This is a genomic window from Jeotgalicoccus psychrophilus DSM 19085 (assembly GCF_000425845.1).
Taxonomy (GTDB): Bacteria; Bacillota; Bacilli; order Staphylococcales; family Salinicoccaceae; genus Jeotgalicoccus; species Jeotgalicoccus psychrophilus.
This window is the reverse complement of record NZ_AUEF01000001.1, coordinates 436,978-454,264: the sequence shown is the minus strand read 5'-3', so window position 1 is coordinate 454,264 and position 17,287 is coordinate 436,978. Positions and strand designations below refer to the sequence as shown.

Genomic DNA, 17,287 nt, shown 5'->3' with positions numbered 1-17,287 from the left:
AGTGTCGTTTCTACAGTGTCTGACAAACCCGTTTATCGGACAGTGTCGTTTCTACAGTGTCTGACAAACCCGTTTATCGGACAGTGTCATATCTACAGTGTCTGACAAATCCATTTATCGGACAGTGTCACTTCTACAGTGTCTGACAAATCCATTTATCGGACAGTGTCACTTCTACAGTGTCTGACAAATCCATTTATCGGACAGTGTCGTTTCCGACATTCAACGGTAAACTTTAAAAACTCGATCAGATTCCACGGCGAAATTTAAAATACTTCTTTAAATTAATTGAAATCAGGAGCCAGGTTTTATATACTGATTCTAGTGCTATATATAGATATTAATACCAACTACTAAAAAGAGGAATCAGAATGGTGAAGCTAAAAAAACAGGAGCGTCAATCGAGTTTAGAGTCTCATATTTCCGAGGATCCGTTTTTAACGGATGAGCAGCTGGCGAATATTTTCGGTGTGTCGATTCAAACGATACGTCTTGACCGACTGGAACTGAACATTCCTGAGCTGCGTGCACGCATTAAAAATGTAGCGCGTGAGGGTGTTGATAAGATCCGCTCACTTTCTATCCAGGAAGTAGTCGGAGAGATTATCGATATTGAGCTTAATAAGAGCGCGCTGTCGCTTTTTATCGTTGAAGAGAGCCACGTGTTTGAAAAGAATCATATTGCACGGGGGCATTTTTTGTTCGCGCAGGCGAACTCGCTCTGCGTTGCTTTAATCGACGAGCCGCTGGCGTTAACGCAGCATGCGGCGGTGGATTTTAAGCGTCCGGCGAAATTAAACGATAAAGTCGTTGCGAAAGCGAAAGTAACGGCGATGGACAATAATAAAGCGCACATCGAAGTGGAATCAAAAGTCGACGGCAAAGTAATTTTTATTGGTAAATTTGAAATGTATTATAAAGATGAAGGTGAATAGAGCATGACTAAAATTGCTGTAGATTTAATGGGCGGAGATAATGCTCCAAAAGCGATAGAAGAAGGTATAATCCAGGCGGCTGATACTTTTGAGGATATAGAAATTCTGGCATTCGGCATACCGGGGAGCTACAGCGGAAATCATCCGCGTGTAACTTTTATCGAAGTAACGGAAAAAATTGAATCGGAAGATGATCCGGTTAAATCTGTCAGAAGAAAAAAAGACAGCTCGCTCGTTAGAGCAGTGAAAGCTGTAGCTGACGGTCAAGCGGATGCAATTGTGTCAGCGGGTAATACCGGAGCGATTATGAGTGCCGGACTGTTTGGCGTTAAGCGTATTAAAGGAATAGAACGTCCTGCAATTACGACTATGCTGCCGACAACTTCAGGTAAAGGTATGCTGATGCTTGATATGGGTGCGAACTCTGAAAACAAGCCGAATCATTTACTGCAGTTTGCACAGATGGCAAGCGTGTATATGGAAAATATTGAAGGGCGTAAAAACCCGTCAATCGGTTTGATCAACAACGGCAGTGAAGAAATTAAAGGAACTGAATTGACTAAAGAAACGTATCAGCTGTTAAAACACAGCGGCCTTAATTTCCACGGTTTCTTTGAAACACGCGATATTTTAACTGGCGATGTAGATATCGCGGTGACTGACGGCTTTACCGGCAACGTCGTTTTAAAAACAATTGAAGGAACATCTTCAAGCCTGCTCGGTGAAGTGAAGAAAATTATGCTGAAAAACCCCGTAAATAAACTTGCGGCACTGGCAATGAAAAAAGACTTTGCAGAACTTAAAAATATGCTCGACTACAGACAATTCGGCGGCGCGCCGTTGATGGGACTGCAGGGCAATGTTATTAAAGCACATGGTTCATCGGATGCTACTGCAATTGTCAATGCTGTAAAACAAGCGAAAATTATGGCAGACTCAGGGACGATTGACAAAATAAAAGACTTAATAGGTGAAGATAATGAGTAGATTAATTATTTTTCCGGGACAAGGTGCCCAGTACGGCGGCATGGCAAAAGATTTATACGAGAACAACGATAAAGCCAAAGCTGTACTAGATGAAATTTTTTCATATGTTGATTTTGACTTAAAAGAGATTATGTTTTCAGAAGAAGATGCGAGACTGAACGATACGGAATACACACAGCCCGCTTTATTCGCTCACAGTCTTGCAGTACTGGCTGCGACTGAGCTGACAGGAGATTACCTCCTCGGACACTCGCTTGGTGAGCTGCCTGCACTTGTACATGCAGGTGTTGTTTCACTGGAAGACGGGGTTAAACTCGTCACAACACGTGGTGAGTTAATGAGTAAAGCAGACAGCGGCGCAATGGCTGCTGTTATCGGTATGGGCTTTAAAGATCTTGAAGAAGCATGCATCAGTGCGTCGGATGATAACTCTAAAGTTGCACCTGCCAACATTAATGCACCAGATCAGGTTGTCGTATCGGGAGATACAGCTGCGGTTGAGCGTTTTAAAGAACTTGCAAAAGAGCGCGGTGCAAGACGTATTATTCCTTTAAAAGTATCGGGGGCATTCCACTCTCACCTAATGGAGCCGGCACGCGTGCAGTTTAAATCATTCGTCGACACGATTGATTTTAAAGATGCAGAAATTCCGGTTATTCAAAACGTCAGTGCACAAGCTGAAACAGACGCTCGGACGATTAAACATCAATTCGTTGAGCAGATTACACATCCGGTACGGTTTGTGGAGTGCGTTGAAACTGCGGCAGAACACGGTGTGACTGAAGCAATTGAAGTCGGTCCGAAAAAAGTTCAATCCGGCTTGGTGCGTAAAATTACGAAAGAAATATCTACTTCAAATATCGATACATTCGAACAGGCAGAGGTGTTTTTAAATGAGTAAAATAGCATTGGTTACAGGTGCTTCACGCGGAATCGGCCGTGAAATTGCACTGACACTTAGTAAGGAAGGCCACACGGTTATTGTGAACTATTCAGGTTCAAAAGATAAAGCAGACGCTGTGGTTAAAGAAATCGAATCAAACGGCGGTACTGCCGAAAGTTATCAGTGTCACGTCCAGAACGCAGATGACGTGAAAGCAATGATTAAACATATTACAGATACGTACGGTTCAATCGACATCGTTGTCAACAATGCTGGAATTACACGCGATAATCTTCTTATGCGCATGAAAGAGAGTGAGTTCGACGACGTTGTAGATGTAAACCTAAAAGGTGTCTTTAACGTTATTAAGAGCGTGTCACGTCCGATGATCCGTCAGAAATCCGGCAGCATTGTAAACATCTCAAGCATCGTCGGGTCACTCGGCAATGCGGGACAGACGAACTACGTTGCAACAAAAGCGGCAATCGACGGCATGACGAAATCAGTGGCACGTGAACTGGCATCAAAAAATATTACTGTTAACGGTGTGGCACCCGGATTCATTAAAAGTGATATGACAGATGTCCTCGGAGATGATATTAAAGACGGCATGCTGCAGCAGATTCCACTGAAACATTTCGGTGAAGCGAAAGATATTGCGAATGCTGTCAGTTTCTTAACGAGCGACAAAGCATCTTATATCACAGGACAGGTAATACACGTCAACGGCGGTATGTACATGGGTTAAAAGCTGTGATATTATTTAAGGGAGGTGAAGAAACAATGGCTAATATTGACAAAATTAAAGACATCATCGTTGACAAACTTGGAATCGATGAAGAAAAAGTAACACCAGAAGCATCTTTCAAAGATGACCTTGGTGCTGACTCACTTGATATCGCTGAACTAGTGATGGAACTTGAAGATGAGTTTGATATGGAAATTCCTGATGAGGAAGCTGAAAAAATCAACACAGTAGGCGACGCATTGAATTTCATTGACAAAATAGAAAAAGAACAATAAAACACTTGAAAAATCCACTTATGATGAAGTGGATTTTTCTTTGTGAATAAATGCAGAAAATAGTAAAATGAATGAGGTGGATATATGGACTTCCAAATAGTGCTGGATAAAGTTAAAACGGATTCAGCAGCACAAATAAGGCTCGAAAAATTTAACGTGAAATTTAAAGAATTTGCGGACAAAGTTAATATTAACGTCGACAGAATCGGTCTTTATCAGCAGGCATTTATGCACAGTTCTTATATTAATGATTTAGGACTCGATAAAAGATATAACAATGAACGGCTCGAATTTCTCGGCGATGCAGTACTAGAATTGATGGTGTCAGATCATATTTTTAACAAGTACGAAGAATTGCCTGAGGGCAGACTGACAAAACTTCGTGCAAATATCGTGTGTGAACCTTCACTTGTAGTATTTGCCTCGAAACTCGATATGCCGGTATTAATCCTGCTCGGACGCGGCGAAGAAAAAACAGGCGGCAGAAGCCGTCCGTCGATAGTGAGCGATGCGTTTGAAGCATTTTTAGGCGCACTGTATTTAGATCAGGGAAATGAAGGCGCATGGCAGTTTTTAAGCGATTTCGTCTTTCCGCATATTTCATCTGAGGATTATAATGCAGTTATCGACTATAAAACGATGCTGCAGGAATATTCGCATCAGGCGTTTTCAGAAAGTGTCACATACGAACTCGTAAGCTCGACGGGACCGAGCCACCACCGCCAGTTTGAAACAGAAGTTTCTATTGGTGATAAAGTACACGGTACCGGTGCGGGTTTATCGAAAAAAGAATCAGAACAACAAGCAGCTAAGAGTGCATTGAAAGCACTTGGCCAAGAGGTGTAGAGACATATGGTATTTTTAAGGCAGATCGATGCACATGGCTTTAAATCATTTGCAGATAAGGTCAATATAAAATTTGACAGCGGCGTGACTGCTGTCGTCGGTCCTAACGGGAGCGGCAAAAGTAATATTACCGACGCCATCAGATGGGTGCTCGGTGAACAGTCGGCGCGCGTGATGCGCGGTGCGAAAATGGAAGACATCATTTTTGATGGTACAGAAAACCGTACGGCGATGAACTATGCATCGGTCAGTCTGATTTTAAACAATGACGATTATACACTCGGTAAAGATAAGGAAGTCGTTATTTCAAGAAAACTGTACCGGAGCGGTGACAGTGAGTATTTTATCAACAGTGAAAAATCAAAACTGAAAGATATTACAGAACTATTTTTAGACTCTGGTCTCGGTAAAAATGCGTATAACATTATCAGCCAGGGCCAGGTCGATGAAATACTAAAAGCGAAACCAGTCGAACGCCGCAAAATCATCGAAGAAGCTGCCGGCGTAATGAAATATAAAAACCGTAAACACGAGTCTGAAAAACGTCTCGATGAAACAAAACAGAACTTATCACGTGTACACGATATCATTGAAGAAATCAGTTCACGGGTGGCGAGACTGGAGCGTGAAAGTGCGATTGCAGAAGAATATCTTGCCTTAAAGGAAGAGATGACACAGAGCGATATCGAAGTGAATGTCTACGATACGATGCACCTGCTGACAGAACTTGATGATATTACAGCACGTATTCAAAAAGAAGAATCAGAACTGGAAACTGCACGTCAAACGTTAAAAGAAGTGCTCACGGTACTTGATACACTTGAAAAAGAACGGGAAACACTGCAGCAAAAAGAGCGTGCCGAAAATCAGGAGCTTCTTAGAACGACGCGTGAGCTTGAAAAAATCGAAGGACGCATTGCTTTATACGCAGAGCGTGAAACGAACAAAGAAACGCTGAAAGAAGATTTAAAGACCCGTTTACAGCAGTACGAAGCACAACTGACAGAATTAACCGCATCACTGGAGAGTGAACAGAGTAAGAAAACTGCATTAACTGAACAAAGAACAGAACAGAAAAAGTCGGAGGGAGATAAAAGGCGAGAACTTGCCGCTGTACAGTCGACAGATGACAGCAACATTGAAAAGCTGAAAGATGAATATTACGAGCTGATGGTTAAAAAGACGACGCTCGAAAACGATAAACGCCGCAGCCGCGATGAACAGTCAAAATTGGCAGACAGCATTCAGTACAAAAAAGAACGTCTGGAAATACTCAGTGCTGAAGTATCGGAACTCGAACAGACTCTAATTGAGAAAAAACAGGCGCTCAGTGAAGCGGATGAACAGTTAACTGCTGCGCGTACTGCTTATAAAAATGTCCGGGAAGAATTGACTGACCTGAACGGGCTGTATGATAAATCTAAAAATGATTATAACCGTGCAGCGAATTTCATCCAGAATCAGCAGTCGAAACTCGATATGCTGAAAAATATGGAAGAAAACTATCAGGGCTATTATCCGGGAGTCCGTGCAGTACTGAAAAATAAAGACAGTATTCCGGGGGTGATCGGTGCAGTAGGTGAACTGATATCGGCACCTTCAGAGTATATGACGGCGCTCGATACAGCGCTTGGCCAGGCGAGCCAGAACATCGTTATGGATGTTGAGCATAATGCACGCACGGCAATCGCATTTTTAAAACAGAAAAACTTCGGCTTTGCGACATTCCTGCCGCTTGATACGATCCGCGAACGCCACTTGTCGGTCGACGTGGAAAAATCGCTTGAAGCGTCGAATATTGATTACGAGGTATTATCGGAAGTTGCGGATATTAAACGTGAATACCGCAAAGTAATTCTGCACTTGTTAAATACGACAGTCGTCGTTAAAAATATGAGTGATGCTTCAGCGCTAGCACGAGCAACGAATCAGCGAGTCCGCATTATTACGATGGACGGCGAAACGATTATGCCGGGCGGGGCGATGAGCGGTGGTTCAAAAAACCGTAAAGGCTCAATTATGGAGTCGAAGAAAGAGATTGCGGAAATTACCGAAAAAATTGAAGAATACACATCGCAGACAGCGTCATTGAAAAAAGCAGTCGACGATGCCGGAGAGCAGATTGCGGATTATACCGTCAAGCTTAAACAGCTCGAAGAATCTGGAGCGGCGCTCGGTGAAACCCACGATATCCTTCAGCAGGAAGTTACGCAGCTTGGCTTTACACTATCGAGTAAAACAGATGCAGTAAACGAACTGACAAGTGAAGTGGCAGGACTGTCACCTGATGAAGAAACTGGCAATTATGATGAGCAGATAGAAGACTATACTCATCAGATGACCGATATCACTACACGTATCGATATGATGAGCCGCTCGCAAAGTGAAAAAGATACACAAATTACACAGCTTCAGAGTGAACTGCAGCAGCTGAACAATGATAAAATAACATTGGACGGCGAAATGCGTTTTACCGATGCAGCAATCGAACGTATCTCTTTAAACATAGATAATGTGCAGCACAACATCGATAACACGAAGTCGGAAGCGGATATGATTAATGATGATCTCTCAGCGCTGAATATTTCAGAACTCGAGGAGAACAAAAAGGAATTATCCAAAGTGCTCAGTCAGGTTAACAATAAGCTGCAGTCGATAACTGATCAGCTGAAGACTATAAAAGAGGACCATAAGAAGAACACCGAAGCAGAAAGTGAACTGCGTAAAGCCGCAGACATGAGCCAGCAGCAGTTAAGAACTGATTCCGGTGCTCGTGAAGGTCTGGGTACGCAGATTGAAAATAAAATGACATACTTAAGCGACAATTATAAAATGACTTATGAACTGGCACGTGAACAATTTGAGTCATTTGATAACATTGAAGCGAAACGTCAAAAAATAACACTGAATAAGAAGAGTATTGAAGAACTCGGGCCGGTAAATATCGGTGCGATTGAAGAGTTCAGTGTCGTTAATGAACGGTTTACGTTCTTAAAAGAACAGGAAGAAGATTTAATCGATGCACGCCAGACACTTTTAGATGTGATCAGTGAAATGGATGAAGCAGTAGCAGAACGTTTCAAAGAGACGTTCTATCAGGTGAACCATTACTTCCAGGAAGTCTTTACCGATATGTTCGGCGGAGGCCGTGCGGAGCTTAGACTGCTGGAAGAAGGTAATTATCTGGATTCAGGCATAGAAATATTTGCTGAGCCGCCTGGTAAAAAGCTGTCTTCATTGTCATTGCTGTCAGGCGGCGAACGTGCGCTGACTGCAATCAGTCTGTTATTCAGTGTGCTGCGTGTGAAAGTCAGCCCTTTCATTATTCTCGATGAAGTTGAAGCAGCACTCGACGAAGCAAATGTAACGAGATACGCGAAGTATTTGAAAAAACTGTCAGCTGATACACAGTTTATCGTTATTACACACCGCAAAGGGACGATGGAAGAAGCGGATCGCCTGTTCGGCGTCACGATGCAGGAAAAAGGTGTAACAAAACTAATCAGTGTTGATTTAAAAAATTACGAAGAACCAGTAAGAGAGGAAGGGAATTAATGGGTATTTTTGACCGTTTTAAACGTAAAAAGAAAATACAGGAAGAAAAACCTGCGTCGCTCGAAACACAGACGGATAAACTGGACGACGGCCTGATATCGATTGATGAGTTCGAGGAATGGGAACAGGATCAGCTCAGTTATAAATTTGAAATGGGTCTTAAAAAGAGCCGTGACAAATTCCAGCAGGATATCAACGCTTTAATGTCCCGCTACCGTACTGTTGATGAAGATTTTTTCGAAGCACTTGAAGAAGTACTAATTTCAGCTGATGTCGGTTTTAATACAGTAATGGAATTAACTGAAGAACTTCGTCGTGAAGCACAGCTTAAAAATATTACTGAAACGTCAGAACTGCGTGAGACAATCGTTGAAAAAATGGTTGAAATCTATGAGCGTAATGGTGACGTTTCAGATGAGATGACGATTAACGAAGACGGCCTGACTGTCGTTTTAATGGTCGGTGTGAACGGTGTCGGCAAAACGACATCGATCGGCAAGCTCGCACACAAGTATACGCAAGAAGGCAAGAAAGTTATGCTCGCTGCGGGAGATACGTTCCGTGCAGGCGCGATTAACCAGCTGCAAGTATGGGGCGACCGTGTAGGTGTCGATGTCATTAAACAGGCAGAAGGATCTGATCCGGCGGCAGTAATGTACGACGCGGTAAACGCTGCGAAAAAACGCGGCGCTGATATTCTATTCTGTGATACTGCAGGACGTCTGCAAAACAAAGGTAACTTAATGAATGAACTGTCTAAAATTAAAAAAGTCATTCAAAAAGTCGTGCCGGAAGCACCGCATGAAGTGCTGCTTGTACTCGATGCCACGACAGGACAAAACGCACTCAGCCAGGCGAAGGCATTTAAAGAAGTGACTGATGTTTCGGGGATTATTTTATCGAAACTGGACGGTACTGCTAAAGGCGGAATTGTGCTGGCGATTAAAAATGAACTGGGTATTCCGGTTAAGTTTGTCGGACTTGGTGAACAGCTCGATGATCTGCAGCCGTTCGATGCGGAAAACTATGTGTACGGCTTATTTGCTGATATGATTCAGGAGAGCGATACACTAGAAGAAAAATTAGAGGAAGATACAGATGACAAATGATTTAGAACGCACGATGCGGGTGAATTATCTGTATGATTTTTATCAGTCTCTGTTAACTGACAAACAGCAGAAATACATTGAACTGTATTATCTGGAAGACTTTCAGTTCAGTGAAATAGCAGAAGAGATGAACGTGACACGGCAGGCTGTGTATGATAATCTTAAACGCTCGCGCGATATGCTGGAGCAATATGAAGAAACACTTGGTATGTATAAAAACTTTAACAAACGCCTCGAATTGTATGCGGAGCTTAAAAATAAGCTCGGCGACAATATAACAAGAGACGTTAAAAAAATAATTGAGAGCTTAGAGAAATTGGATTAAGGAGGATGGCACTATGGCTTTTGAAGGTCTTGGAGAACGACTGCAGTCCACGATGGACCGCATAAAAGGTAAAGGTAAAGTTACTGAATCTGACGTTAAATTAATGATGCGCGAAGTGCGCCTTGCACTGCTTGAAGCCGACGTTAACTTTAAAGTTGTGAAGCAGTTCGTCAACGACGTTAAAGAACGCGCACTCGGTTCGGATGTAATGACCAGTTTAACACCCGGCCAGCAGGTCATTAAAATCGTACAGGAAGAGTTAACATCACTGATGGGCGGAGAAAATCAGAAGATTAATCTGTCTCAGAAACCGCCAACAGTCATTATGATGGTCGGTTTGCAAGGTGCAGGTAAAACAACGACAGCAGGGAAACTTGCGCTGCATCTGCGTAAAAAACACAATAAGCGTCCGCTCTTAGTGGCGGGAGATATTTACCGTCCGGCAGCAATCGATCAGCTCGAAACAGTCGGCAAGCAGATTGATGTGCCGGTATTCTCGCTCGGTGATCAGGTTAAACCTGAAGAAATAGCGACGAAAGCACTTGAGCATGCAAAAGAAGAACATCTCGATACGGTAATTATCGATACGGCAGGCCGTCTGCACATCGATGAAACGCTGATGAATGAACTTAAAAACGTCAAAGATATTACTAATCCTGATGAAATTATGCTCGTTGTCGACTCGATGACAGGGCAGGATGCAGTTAACGTTGCAGAAAGCTTTAACGATCTGCTTAATATTACCGGCGTAACGCTGACTAAACTCGACGGCGATACACGAGGCGGGGCAGCATTGTCTATCCGTTCCGTGACACAAAAACCGATTAAATTTATTGGTGTGTCAGAGAAAATGGACGGACTGGAAGCATTTCATCCGGAACGCATGGCTTCACGTATACTCGGTATGGGTGACATGCTTTCTATTATTGAAAAAGCACAGGATAATGTGAACGAAGACGAACAGAAAGCGCTCGAGAAAAAACTTAAGGATTCAAGCTTCACGCTGGATGATTTCCTCAGCCAGATGGACCAGGTGAAAACATTGGGCCCGCTTGATGATCTTTTAAAAATGATGCCCGGTGCGAATAAAATTAAAGGACTCGATAAAATGCAGTTCTCAGGCAAGGAAATCGACCACGTCCAGGCGATTATCCGATCGATGACATTCGATGAGCGCGAGCACCCGGAAAAACTGAATGCCAGCCGTAAAAAGCGTATTGCAAAAGGTTCCGGCCGTTCACTGCAGGAAATTAACCGCCTGCTGAAGCAATTTAACGATATGAAGAAAATGATGAAACAGATGACAAGCGGTAAAAAGAAAGGCAAAAATCCGTTTGGCGGCATGGGTCTTCCATTTTAAAATAAAATACACACATGTAAAGAATAAACTCTTTACATGTGTGTTGTCGTTTGTTATGATAAGTAAGTCGAAAAGAAGTATAGAGAGGAGTTTTCACACATGGCAGTAAAAATTAGATTAACTCGTAAGGGTTCTAAAAGAAATCCTTTCTACCGTATCGTTGTTGCAGATGCACGCAGCCCGAGAGATGGTAGAATCATCGAACAAATCGGTTCATATAACCCGGTTTCAAAATCTGAAGATAACGTTGTATTAGACAACGAAAAAGCGTTAGAGTGGTTGCAAAATGGTGCTAAACCAAGCGACACTGTACGTAATATTTTCAGTGACAAAGGCATCATGGAACAGTTCCACAATGCTAAATTCGGGAAATAATTCCGATGGACAAATTACTTCAAACAATTCTTGAACCGATGCTGGATTATCCGGAAGAACTCGTCATTAAGCGTGATGAGACGCCGCATAAAGTTTCGTATAAAATAAGCGTACATGAATCCGATGTCGGACGAATAATCGGCCGCGGCGGCCGTTTTATTAAAGCGCTCCGCATTGTAGTTTCAAACGCTGACAGAGACGCGTCAAAGAAAGTGTTTGTTGATTTGCATTAAGACACACTTTAACAGTGTGTCTTTTTATTCTTTATAAGAGGTGTTCATCTTGCGAATTAAAATTGGTAAATTGGTAAATTTCCACGGTGTGCGCGGCGAAGTTAAAATATTAAGCGACTCGGATTTTTTGTTTGAACGCTTCAAGGCGGGAAATAAAGTTGAAATTGGCAGCGGCGAGCTGACGATTGAATCTTACCGCACGCATAAAAACTTTCATATGCTGAAGTTTGAAGGTGTGTCGAACATAAATGACATTATCCATCTAAAAGGCAAAGATGTTTTTATCGAAGACCATGCTGAAGAATTAGCACTCGATGACAATGAATACCACGTCCGTGATATTGTCGGCTTAACCGTCATTAATCTGGACGATAATACAGAACTTGGTAAAATTTCAGATGTCATGTTCACCGGCGCCAATGACGTCTGGGTGATTGACGGCGAGCGCGAATATTTAATTCCCTATATCGAACAGGTTGTTAAAACTGTCGATTTTGACCGCGGGATAGTTGAAATTACACCACTCGAAGGATTGTTGGATTAATGAATATATATTATTTAACACTGTTCCCGGACATGTATGAAGGTATACTCGGTGCTTCTATTTTAAAACGCGCTGAAGACAAGGGTATCGTTAATTATCACATGATTAATTTCCGTGACTTTTCAAATGATAAACATAACAAAGTCGATGACTATCCATACGGCGGCGGGGCAGGTATGGTCTTAAAACCGGAACCTGTATTCAACGCAATGGAGAGTCTTGAAATTAAAGGCAAGAAGCGCGTTATTTTAATGTGTCCGCAGGGAAGACCATTTGATCAGAAACTGGCTGAGGAACTGGCTGAAGAAGACAATATTGTCTTTATTAACGGTCATTACGAAGGTTACGATGAGCGTATCCGTACGCTTGTAACCGATGAAGTATCTATAGGGGATTATGTCTTAACAGGCGGCGAACTGGCATCACTGACAATGACTGATGCTATCGTCCGTTTAATCCCCGATGTGCTGAGCAATGAAGCCAGCCACCAGGAAGACTCATTCTCAACGGGCATGCTTGAGCATCCGCATTATACCCGTCCGAGGGAGTACCGCGGCATGACAGTGCCGGACGTTCTATTATCGGGAAACCATAAGTTAATTGATGAATGGCGTCACGAACAAAGCTTGAAAAGAACAAGAGAACGCCGTCCGGATTTACTAGACGAATAAAGCTCAATTTTATTCGTAAAAGTGATTGAAGGACTGGGGTTTGTATGGTAATATTGTACGAGTGTAAATACACGTAAATATCACAGTCATCCGCTGCTTAGAAATTGGGCAAGATAACTGGAAGAAGGAGAAGATATATTATGTCACAGGAATTATTAAATTCTATCGTTAAAGACCAGTTAAAATCTGATCTTCCTGAATTCAAATCAGGAGATACAGTTAAAGTACACGTTCGTATTGTAGAGGGAGACCGCGAAAGAATCCAGCTTTTCGAAGGTGTTGTAATCAAACGCCGCGGAGGCGGAATTTCTGAAACTTTCACTGTACGTAAGATTTCTTACGGTGTCGGTGTTGAGCGTACATTCCCAGTTCACACGCCTAAAATCGAGAAAATCGATGTTGTTCGCCGTGGACGCGTACGTCGTGCTAAACTTTACTACCTGCGCAACCTGCGTGGTAAAGCTGCTCGTATTAGAGAAATCCGATAAGACCGCTTTAAAAACACCCGAACCTTTAGAGGTCCGGGTGTTTTTTTATTTATTTTCAGCTCTGAACTGCTGAGCTTCCGACAGAAAGGCCTCCAGAATTTTCTTCGAAGGCTCATCAAATTTATACGAATCCTCCGGATGGAACTGCAGCCCCATTATAAAAGTATTGCCCGTACCCTCGAGCGCTTCTATCACACCGTCCGGCGCGCGTCCAGACACGATAAAGTCCTTATTATCAACGTCTTTGTTCGCTTGATGATGGTGACTGTTAACCCTGATTTTATCCGTGCCGACGATTTTGTGCAATCTGGAGCCTTCTTCAATCAGCACGCTGTGCTGAAGATAATCTCTGTTTGACTTCTGCTTATGCTGAATTAAATCTTCACCTTCGTACTGAGCTTCCAAATCCTGATACATCGTGCCGTCGGTTAAGCTGTTCAGCAGCTGGCTGCCGCGGCAAATTCCCAGAATCGGAATTCCTCTTTTGTATGCATGTTTAATGACTTCAATTTCATACTCATCACGCCCGTGCTCGACAGCCTCTAGTTTTGGATGCGGTTCTTCATCATAAGTACTCGGATTAATATCCTTGCCGCCCGTTAAATATAAACCATCCAGCACATCAATTTGTTCTTTTATCGACTGTTCGTCATCATTTTTCGCCAGCAGCAGCGGCACACCGCCGAGATCTGTCACCGCTTCTATGTAGTGCGGTCTTAAACTCATGTTTTTCTCTTCTATTGCCGTTGTAATTCCAATAATCGGTCTGCCCATAATATGTCTCCTTTTGTTGTTTGTTAGTTTATACCCGGAAATGAGTGAAGTTAATCGAGGATTATAAGATGGTTGTTTATCAATATGTTAAATTTTGTTGTGTTAATGTTATTTTTTAGTGTATAACTATGTTAACTGAAACGACAGGGGGGTTAGATTTTGTTTATAACTGCTCGAAAATTACCTGAGGAACTGCTCCACTACTATGCACTGAAGCATCGTTCAATACAGAGAGCAAATCATCTCGATAAACTGCACAGACTGGAACGGGGAGTTGAAGGAGAACGCGTTTATGATATGATTTTAGATGAAGCAGGGCATGAGAACCTGTACATATTCCGTGATTTATATTTGCTGATTGAAGGGTCCGTTACACAGTACGATACGCTGATTGTCAGTGAATCCGGTATTATCGTTAATGAAATTAAAAACTTTACTGGAGACTATCAAGTGGAAGCCTCCATGTGGACACGAAGTGGAGGGGCAACGCTGCCCGACGATCCGATGAGTCAGCTCAGGCGGGCCGTTGGAAAACTGATGAATCTGCAGAGAGGCGCTGGATTTAAGTTTGAAGTTTCGGGGAAATTAATTTTCCCAAACGAATCATTCCGGCTGTTCACGAAGGATGACCAAGTGTGGAATCAAGTAGTACTCCGTGCTGATTTCAAAAGACACTTTAACGGATTTTATAACGAATACAGCGGAGAAGGCGCATCTAAGCTTGCCGATATAATCGAACGGCACATCGTGCAGAATCCATACTTTAAACATCGAGTCGAATTCGATTCAGTCAGACATGGGCTGTACTGCGGCGGGTGCGGGAGTTTTCAGCTGGAAAAACAGCAATTTCATTTGCTGTGCATGACCTGCGGTTCACGTGAAAGCAATGAGACGCATCTCGTCCGGGCAATGAGCGATTTTAAATATCTGTTTGGAGATTTAGCCATGACAAGCAGGCGGCTGATGGAGTTTACGGGAAATGCCGTGAATGTTCGCACTCTTCAGCGAGTACTGAATAAGTATTGTTATGTCAAAGGAATCTATAAAACTAGTAATTATATATTTAAGTATTTTGATTTCGATGAAGCCATGAGAAAAGAGCAGCAAACCCGTAAATATAAGGACTATCTCAGCTAATTCGATATTATCTAATACTTTTGGTTCTACACTGTCCGATAAACGGATTTGTCAGACACTGTAGAACTGACACTGTCCGATAAACAGATTTGTCAGACACTGTAGAACTGACACTGTCCGATAAACAGATTTGTCAGACACTGTAGAAGCGACACTGTCCGATAAACGGATTTGTCAGACACTGTAGAACTGACACTGTCCGATAAACGGATTTGTCAGACACTGTCAGTAAATAACAAACTCTGCAAGCCAATCATCCTCACATCACACGTCAAAATCATGATAAAATGTAAAAGGAATATATAAAACAAACTACAAAATCGAAACAATACAGAAAGGGGCAACCTGATATGTCTATTAACTGGTTCCCGGGGCACATGGCGAAGGCTCGCCGCCAAATTGAAGAGAGTCTGAAGAAAGTGGACGTAGTTATCGAGATACTGGACGCGCGTATACCGTATGCTTCCAAAAATCCGATGCTGGATCATGTTATCGGTGACAAGCCGAGAGTCGTTGTGCTGAACAAGAAGGATATGGCCAGCAATAAAGAGACGGATCGCTGGATTAAACGGCTGAAAGCTGACGGAGTTTATCCTATAGCACTGAACGGCAAGGAGCCGAACGTGCTGAAGAAGATTGAAAATACAGTAGTCGAAGCGACCAAGGAAATCTTTGAACGTATGGAACGAAAAGGCATTAATCCGCGCGCCATCAGAGCGATGATTGTCGGAATTCCGAACGTTGGGAAATCAACGATTATTAACAATATAGCAAAACGTAAAGTTGCGAAAACGGGTAATACACCGGGCGTAACTAAAGCACAGCAGTGGATTAAAGCAGGGTCGAAAATGGAACTGCTCGACACGCCGGGCGTACTCTGGCCCAAATTTGAAGATGAGTCGATCGGCCGTAAACTATCTCTGACAGGTGCGATTAAAGATAACGTCGTAAACCTTGATGACATTGCGATATTTGCACTCAAATTCATGCGGGAACATCACCTTGATGCAATTAATAAATTTTATAATATTAATATCGATGAAAATTCTGAAATCGTGGAAATCTTTGACGCCATCGGCCAGTCGCGCGGCTTTAAAATTAGCGGCAATGAAATCGACTACGAACGCGTTGCGGAAAAAGTGATTTACGATACACGCGATGCGAAAATCGGTCAGTTTACATTCGATTTGCCTGAGGATGCTGAATAATAATATGAAGATAAGCGATATTAAACTGGAGATTAACAAGATAAAAACCATGGCCGATTTAACGGCCTCGGCCTATAACGAAGACGAGCGCAAAGGTGTACAGGGCGCGCTTAAATCTCGGGCGCGCGTACTCCAAAAAGAAGTGGCGCTCGCTGAACATTTCAACGCGATGATGATGCATGAAAACAAACACCCGGATATCATTATTGCCGGTATCGATGAAGCTGGGCGGGGTCCCTTGGCAGGCGATGTCGTGGCAGCAGCTGTTATTCTGCCGCAGGATTATAAAATAATCGGACTCGATGATTCTAAAAAAGTTCCGCTGAAGAGACGGCTCGCACTGCGTGAAGAAATTATGGAATATGCCGATTACGGAGTGGGTATTGCAACAGCTGAAGAAATCGACATGCATAACATTTACAAGGCAACGAAAATTGCGATGCAGCGTGCGCTTGATAATTTATCGGGTCAGCCTGAACATTTACTGATCGATGCAATGACGCTCGACAACGGTGTGCCGCAGACGTCTATCATTAAAGGAGATGCAGTGTCGAACTCTATCGCTGCAGCTTCAATTATTGCGAAAACGACGCGTGATTTAATGATGGAAGAATACGCTATAGAATATCCGGAATATGGATTTTTAAATCATAAAGGCTACGGTACGAAAGCGCATCTTGAAGCACTTGAAAAATACGGAGCAACGCCCATCCACCGGAAGACATTTGAACCGGTAAAAAGTATGTTTCTAAATTAACTAAGTGTTTTATTTCACAATCATTAGCGCGATAAACGTTCTAAATTTCAATAATACTGCGGTTTCGAACCATATTC

General features: G+C 42.8%; 19 protein-coding genes. 18 read left to right on the top strand and 1 reads right to left on the bottom strand.

Annotated elements, in window-relative coordinates; translation table 11 throughout:
* Positions 1–371: 371 nt before the first annotated feature.
* The 15 genes from fapR to rplS all read left to right on the top strand — a co-directional run bounded on the left by fapR (position 372) and on the right by rplS (position 13,334).
* Positions 372–935 (top strand): transcription factor FapR, encoded by a 564-nt coding sequence (fapR, locus tag H625_RS0102150; protein ID WP_211222568.1) that lies wholly within the window; start codon positions 372–374, stop codon positions 933–935.
* A 3-nt stretch (positions 936–938) separates the two neighbouring features.
* On the top strand, positions 939–1,922 hold the full coding sequence (gene plsX / locus H625_RS0102145; protein ID WP_026858425.1) for a phosphate acyltransferase PlsX: 984 nt from the start codon (positions 939–941) through the stop codon (positions 1,920–1,922).
* Positions 1,915–2,823, top strand: coding sequence for an ACP S-malonyltransferase (gene fabD / locus H625_RS0102140; protein ID WP_026858424.1), 909 nt, complete (start codon positions 1,915–1,917; stop codon positions 2,821–2,823). Before plsX ends, fabD begins: the two co-directional genes overlap by 8 nt.
* Positions 2,816–3,553, top strand: coding sequence for a 3-oxoacyl-[acyl-carrier-protein] reductase (gene fabG / locus H625_RS0102135; RefSeq protein WP_026858423.1), 738 nt, complete (start codon positions 2,816–2,818; stop codon positions 3,551–3,553). Before fabD ends, fabG begins: the two co-directional genes overlap by 8 nt.
* A gap of 35 nt (positions 3,554–3,588) precedes the next feature.
* Positions 3,589–3,828, top strand: a complete 240-nt coding sequence (locus H625_RS0102130; protein WP_026858422.1) for an acyl carrier protein — start codon at positions 3,589–3,591, stop codon at positions 3,826–3,828.
* A gap of 84 nt (positions 3,829–3,912) precedes the next feature.
* On the top strand, positions 3,913–4,674 hold the full coding sequence (rnc, locus tag H625_RS0102125; protein WP_051238932.1) for a ribonuclease III: 762 nt from the start codon (positions 3,913–3,915) through the stop codon (positions 4,672–4,674).
* A 6-nt stretch (positions 4,675–4,680) separates the two neighbouring features.
* Positions 4,681–8,229 carry a chromosome segregation protein SMC gene (gene smc / locus H625_RS0102120; protein ID WP_026858420.1) on the top strand — a complete coding sequence of 1,183 codons (3,549 nt, stop codon included), beginning with the start codon at positions 4,681–4,683 and terminating at the stop codon, positions 8,227–8,229.
* Positions 8,229–9,338 (top strand): signal recognition particle-docking protein FtsY, encoded by a 1,110-nt coding sequence (ftsY, locus tag H625_RS12420; RefSeq protein ID WP_051238931.1) that lies wholly within the window; start codon positions 8,229–8,231, stop codon positions 9,336–9,338. Before smc ends, ftsY begins: the two co-directional genes overlap by 1 nt.
* Positions 9,328–9,663, top strand: coding sequence for a putative DNA-binding protein (locus H625_RS0102110; protein ID WP_026858419.1), 336 nt, complete (start codon positions 9,328–9,330; stop codon positions 9,661–9,663). The genes ftsY and H625_RS0102110 overlap by 11 nt, the downstream gene beginning before the upstream one ends.
* Before the next feature lie 13 nt (positions 9,664–9,676).
* Positions 9,677–11,023, top strand: coding sequence for a signal recognition particle protein (gene ffh / locus H625_RS0102105; protein WP_026858418.1), 1,347 nt, complete (start codon positions 9,677–9,679; stop codon positions 11,021–11,023).
* Between the two features lie 99 nt (positions 11,024–11,122).
* Positions 11,123–11,398 (top strand): 30S ribosomal protein S16, encoded by a 276-nt coding sequence (rpsP, locus tag H625_RS0102100; RefSeq protein ID WP_026858417.1) that lies wholly within the window; start codon positions 11,123–11,125, stop codon positions 11,396–11,398.
* Between the two features lie 5 nt (positions 11,399–11,403).
* Positions 11,404–11,631 carry a KH domain-containing protein gene (locus tag H625_RS0102095; RefSeq protein ID WP_026858416.1) on the top strand — a complete coding sequence of 76 codons (228 nt, stop codon included), beginning with the start codon at positions 11,404–11,406 and terminating at the stop codon, positions 11,629–11,631.
* 49 nt (positions 11,632–11,680) lie between these two features.
* Positions 11,681–12,175 carry a ribosome maturation factor RimM gene (rimM, locus tag H625_RS0102090; RefSeq protein WP_026858415.1) on the top strand — a complete coding sequence of 165 codons (495 nt, stop codon included), beginning with the start codon at positions 11,681–11,683 and terminating at the stop codon, positions 12,173–12,175.
* Positions 12,175–12,846 (top strand): tRNA (guanosine(37)-N1)-methyltransferase TrmD, encoded by a 672-nt coding sequence (gene trmD, locus H625_RS0102085; protein ID WP_026858414.1) that lies wholly within the window; start codon positions 12,175–12,177, stop codon positions 12,844–12,846. Before rimM ends, trmD begins: the two co-directional genes overlap by 1 nt.
* A 140-nt stretch (positions 12,847–12,986) precedes the next feature.
* Entirely contained in the window at positions 12,987–13,334 is a 348-nt protein-coding gene (rplS, locus tag H625_RS0102080; RefSeq protein ID WP_026858413.1) for a 50S ribosomal protein L19, read from the top strand.
* Between the two features lie 45 nt (positions 13,335–13,379).
* Here the strand turns inward: rplS and H625_RS0102075 are convergent, their stop codons facing one another.
* Positions 13,380–14,108, bottom strand: a complete 729-nt coding sequence (locus tag H625_RS0102075; protein WP_035784950.1) for a gamma-glutamyl-gamma-aminobutyrate hydrolase family protein — start codon at positions 14,106–14,108, stop codon at positions 13,380–13,382.
* A gap of 159 nt (positions 14,109–14,267) precedes the next feature.
* On the opposite strand from H625_RS0102075, the gene H625_RS13180 reads away from it, so the two are divergent.
* The 3 genes from H625_RS13180 to H625_RS0102060 all read left to right on the top strand — a co-directional run bounded on the left by H625_RS13180 (position 14,268) and on the right by H625_RS0102060 (position 17,210).
* A complete protein-coding gene (locus tag H625_RS13180) occupies positions 14,268–15,245 on the top strand; it encodes a nuclease-related domain-containing protein (RefSeq protein WP_026858411.1) in 978 nt (325 codons plus the stop codon).
* Positions 15,246–15,595: 350 nt separating this feature from the next.
* Positions 15,596–16,453: a ribosome biogenesis GTPase YlqF gene (gene ylqF, locus H625_RS0102065; RefSeq protein ID WP_026858410.1), complete on the top strand. Its 858-nt coding sequence runs from the start codon at positions 15,596–15,598 to the stop codon at positions 16,451–16,453.
* Positions 16,454–16,457: 4 nt separating this feature from the next.
* On the top strand, positions 16,458–17,210 hold the full coding sequence (locus H625_RS0102060; protein ID WP_026858409.1) for a ribonuclease HII: 753 nt from the start codon (positions 16,458–16,460) through the stop codon (positions 17,208–17,210).
* Positions 17,211–17,287: the final 77 nt, after the last annotated feature.

Excerpts from the sequence above, each read along its gene's own strand:
- fapR (WP_211222568.1), top strand. The coding sequence starts at position 372 with ATGGTGAAGCTAAAAAAACAGGAGCGTCAATCGAGTTTAGAGTCTCAT.
- plsX (WP_026858425.1), top strand. The coding sequence starts at position 939 with ATGACTAAAATTGCTGTAGATTTAATGGGCGGAGATAATGCTCCAAAA.
- fabD (WP_026858424.1), top strand. The coding sequence starts at position 1,915 with ATGAGTAGATTAATTATTTTTCCGGGACAAGGTGCCCAGTACGGCGGC.
- fabG (WP_026858423.1), top strand. The coding sequence starts at position 2,816 with ATGAGTAAAATAGCATTGGTTACAGGTGCTTCACGCGGAATCGGCCGT.
- H625_RS0102130 (WP_026858422.1), top strand. The coding sequence starts at position 3,589 with ATGGCTAATATTGACAAAATTAAAGACATCATCGTTGACAAACTTGGA.
- rnc (WP_051238932.1), top strand. The coding sequence starts at position 3,913 with ATGGACTTCCAAATAGTGCTGGATAAAGTTAAAACGGATTCAGCAGCA.
- smc (WP_026858420.1), top strand. The coding sequence starts at position 4,681 with ATGGTATTTTTAAGGCAGATCGATGCACATGGCTTTAAATCATTTGCA.
- ftsY (WP_051238931.1), top strand. The coding sequence starts at position 8,229 with ATGGGTATTTTTGACCGTTTTAAACGTAAAAAGAAAATACAGGAAGAA.
- H625_RS0102110 (WP_026858419.1), top strand. The coding sequence starts at position 9,328 with ATGACAAATGATTTAGAACGCACGATGCGGGTGAATTATCTGTATGAT.
- ffh (WP_026858418.1), top strand. The coding sequence starts at position 9,677 with ATGGCTTTTGAAGGTCTTGGAGAACGACTGCAGTCCACGATGGACCGC.
- rpsP (WP_026858417.1), top strand. The coding sequence starts at position 11,123 with ATGGCAGTAAAAATTAGATTAACTCGTAAGGGTTCTAAAAGAAATCCT.
- H625_RS0102095 (WP_026858416.1), top strand. The coding sequence starts at position 11,404 with ATGGACAAATTACTTCAAACAATTCTTGAACCGATGCTGGATTATCCG.
- trmD (WP_026858414.1), top strand. The coding sequence starts at position 12,175 with ATGAATATATATTATTTAACACTGTTCCCGGACATGTATGAAGGTATA.
- rplS (WP_026858413.1), top strand. The coding sequence starts at position 12,987 with ATGTCACAGGAATTATTAAATTCTATCGTTAAAGACCAGTTAAAATCT.
- H625_RS0102075 (WP_035784950.1), bottom strand. The coding sequence starts at position 14,108 with ATGGGCAGACCGATTATTGGAATTACAACGGCAATAGAAGAGAAAAAC.
- ylqF (WP_026858410.1), top strand. The coding sequence starts at position 15,596 with ATGTCTATTAACTGGTTCCCGGGGCACATGGCGAAGGCTCGCCGCCAA.
- H625_RS0102060 (WP_026858409.1), top strand. The coding sequence starts at position 16,458 with ATGAAGATAAGCGATATTAAACTGGAGATTAACAAGATAAAAACCATG.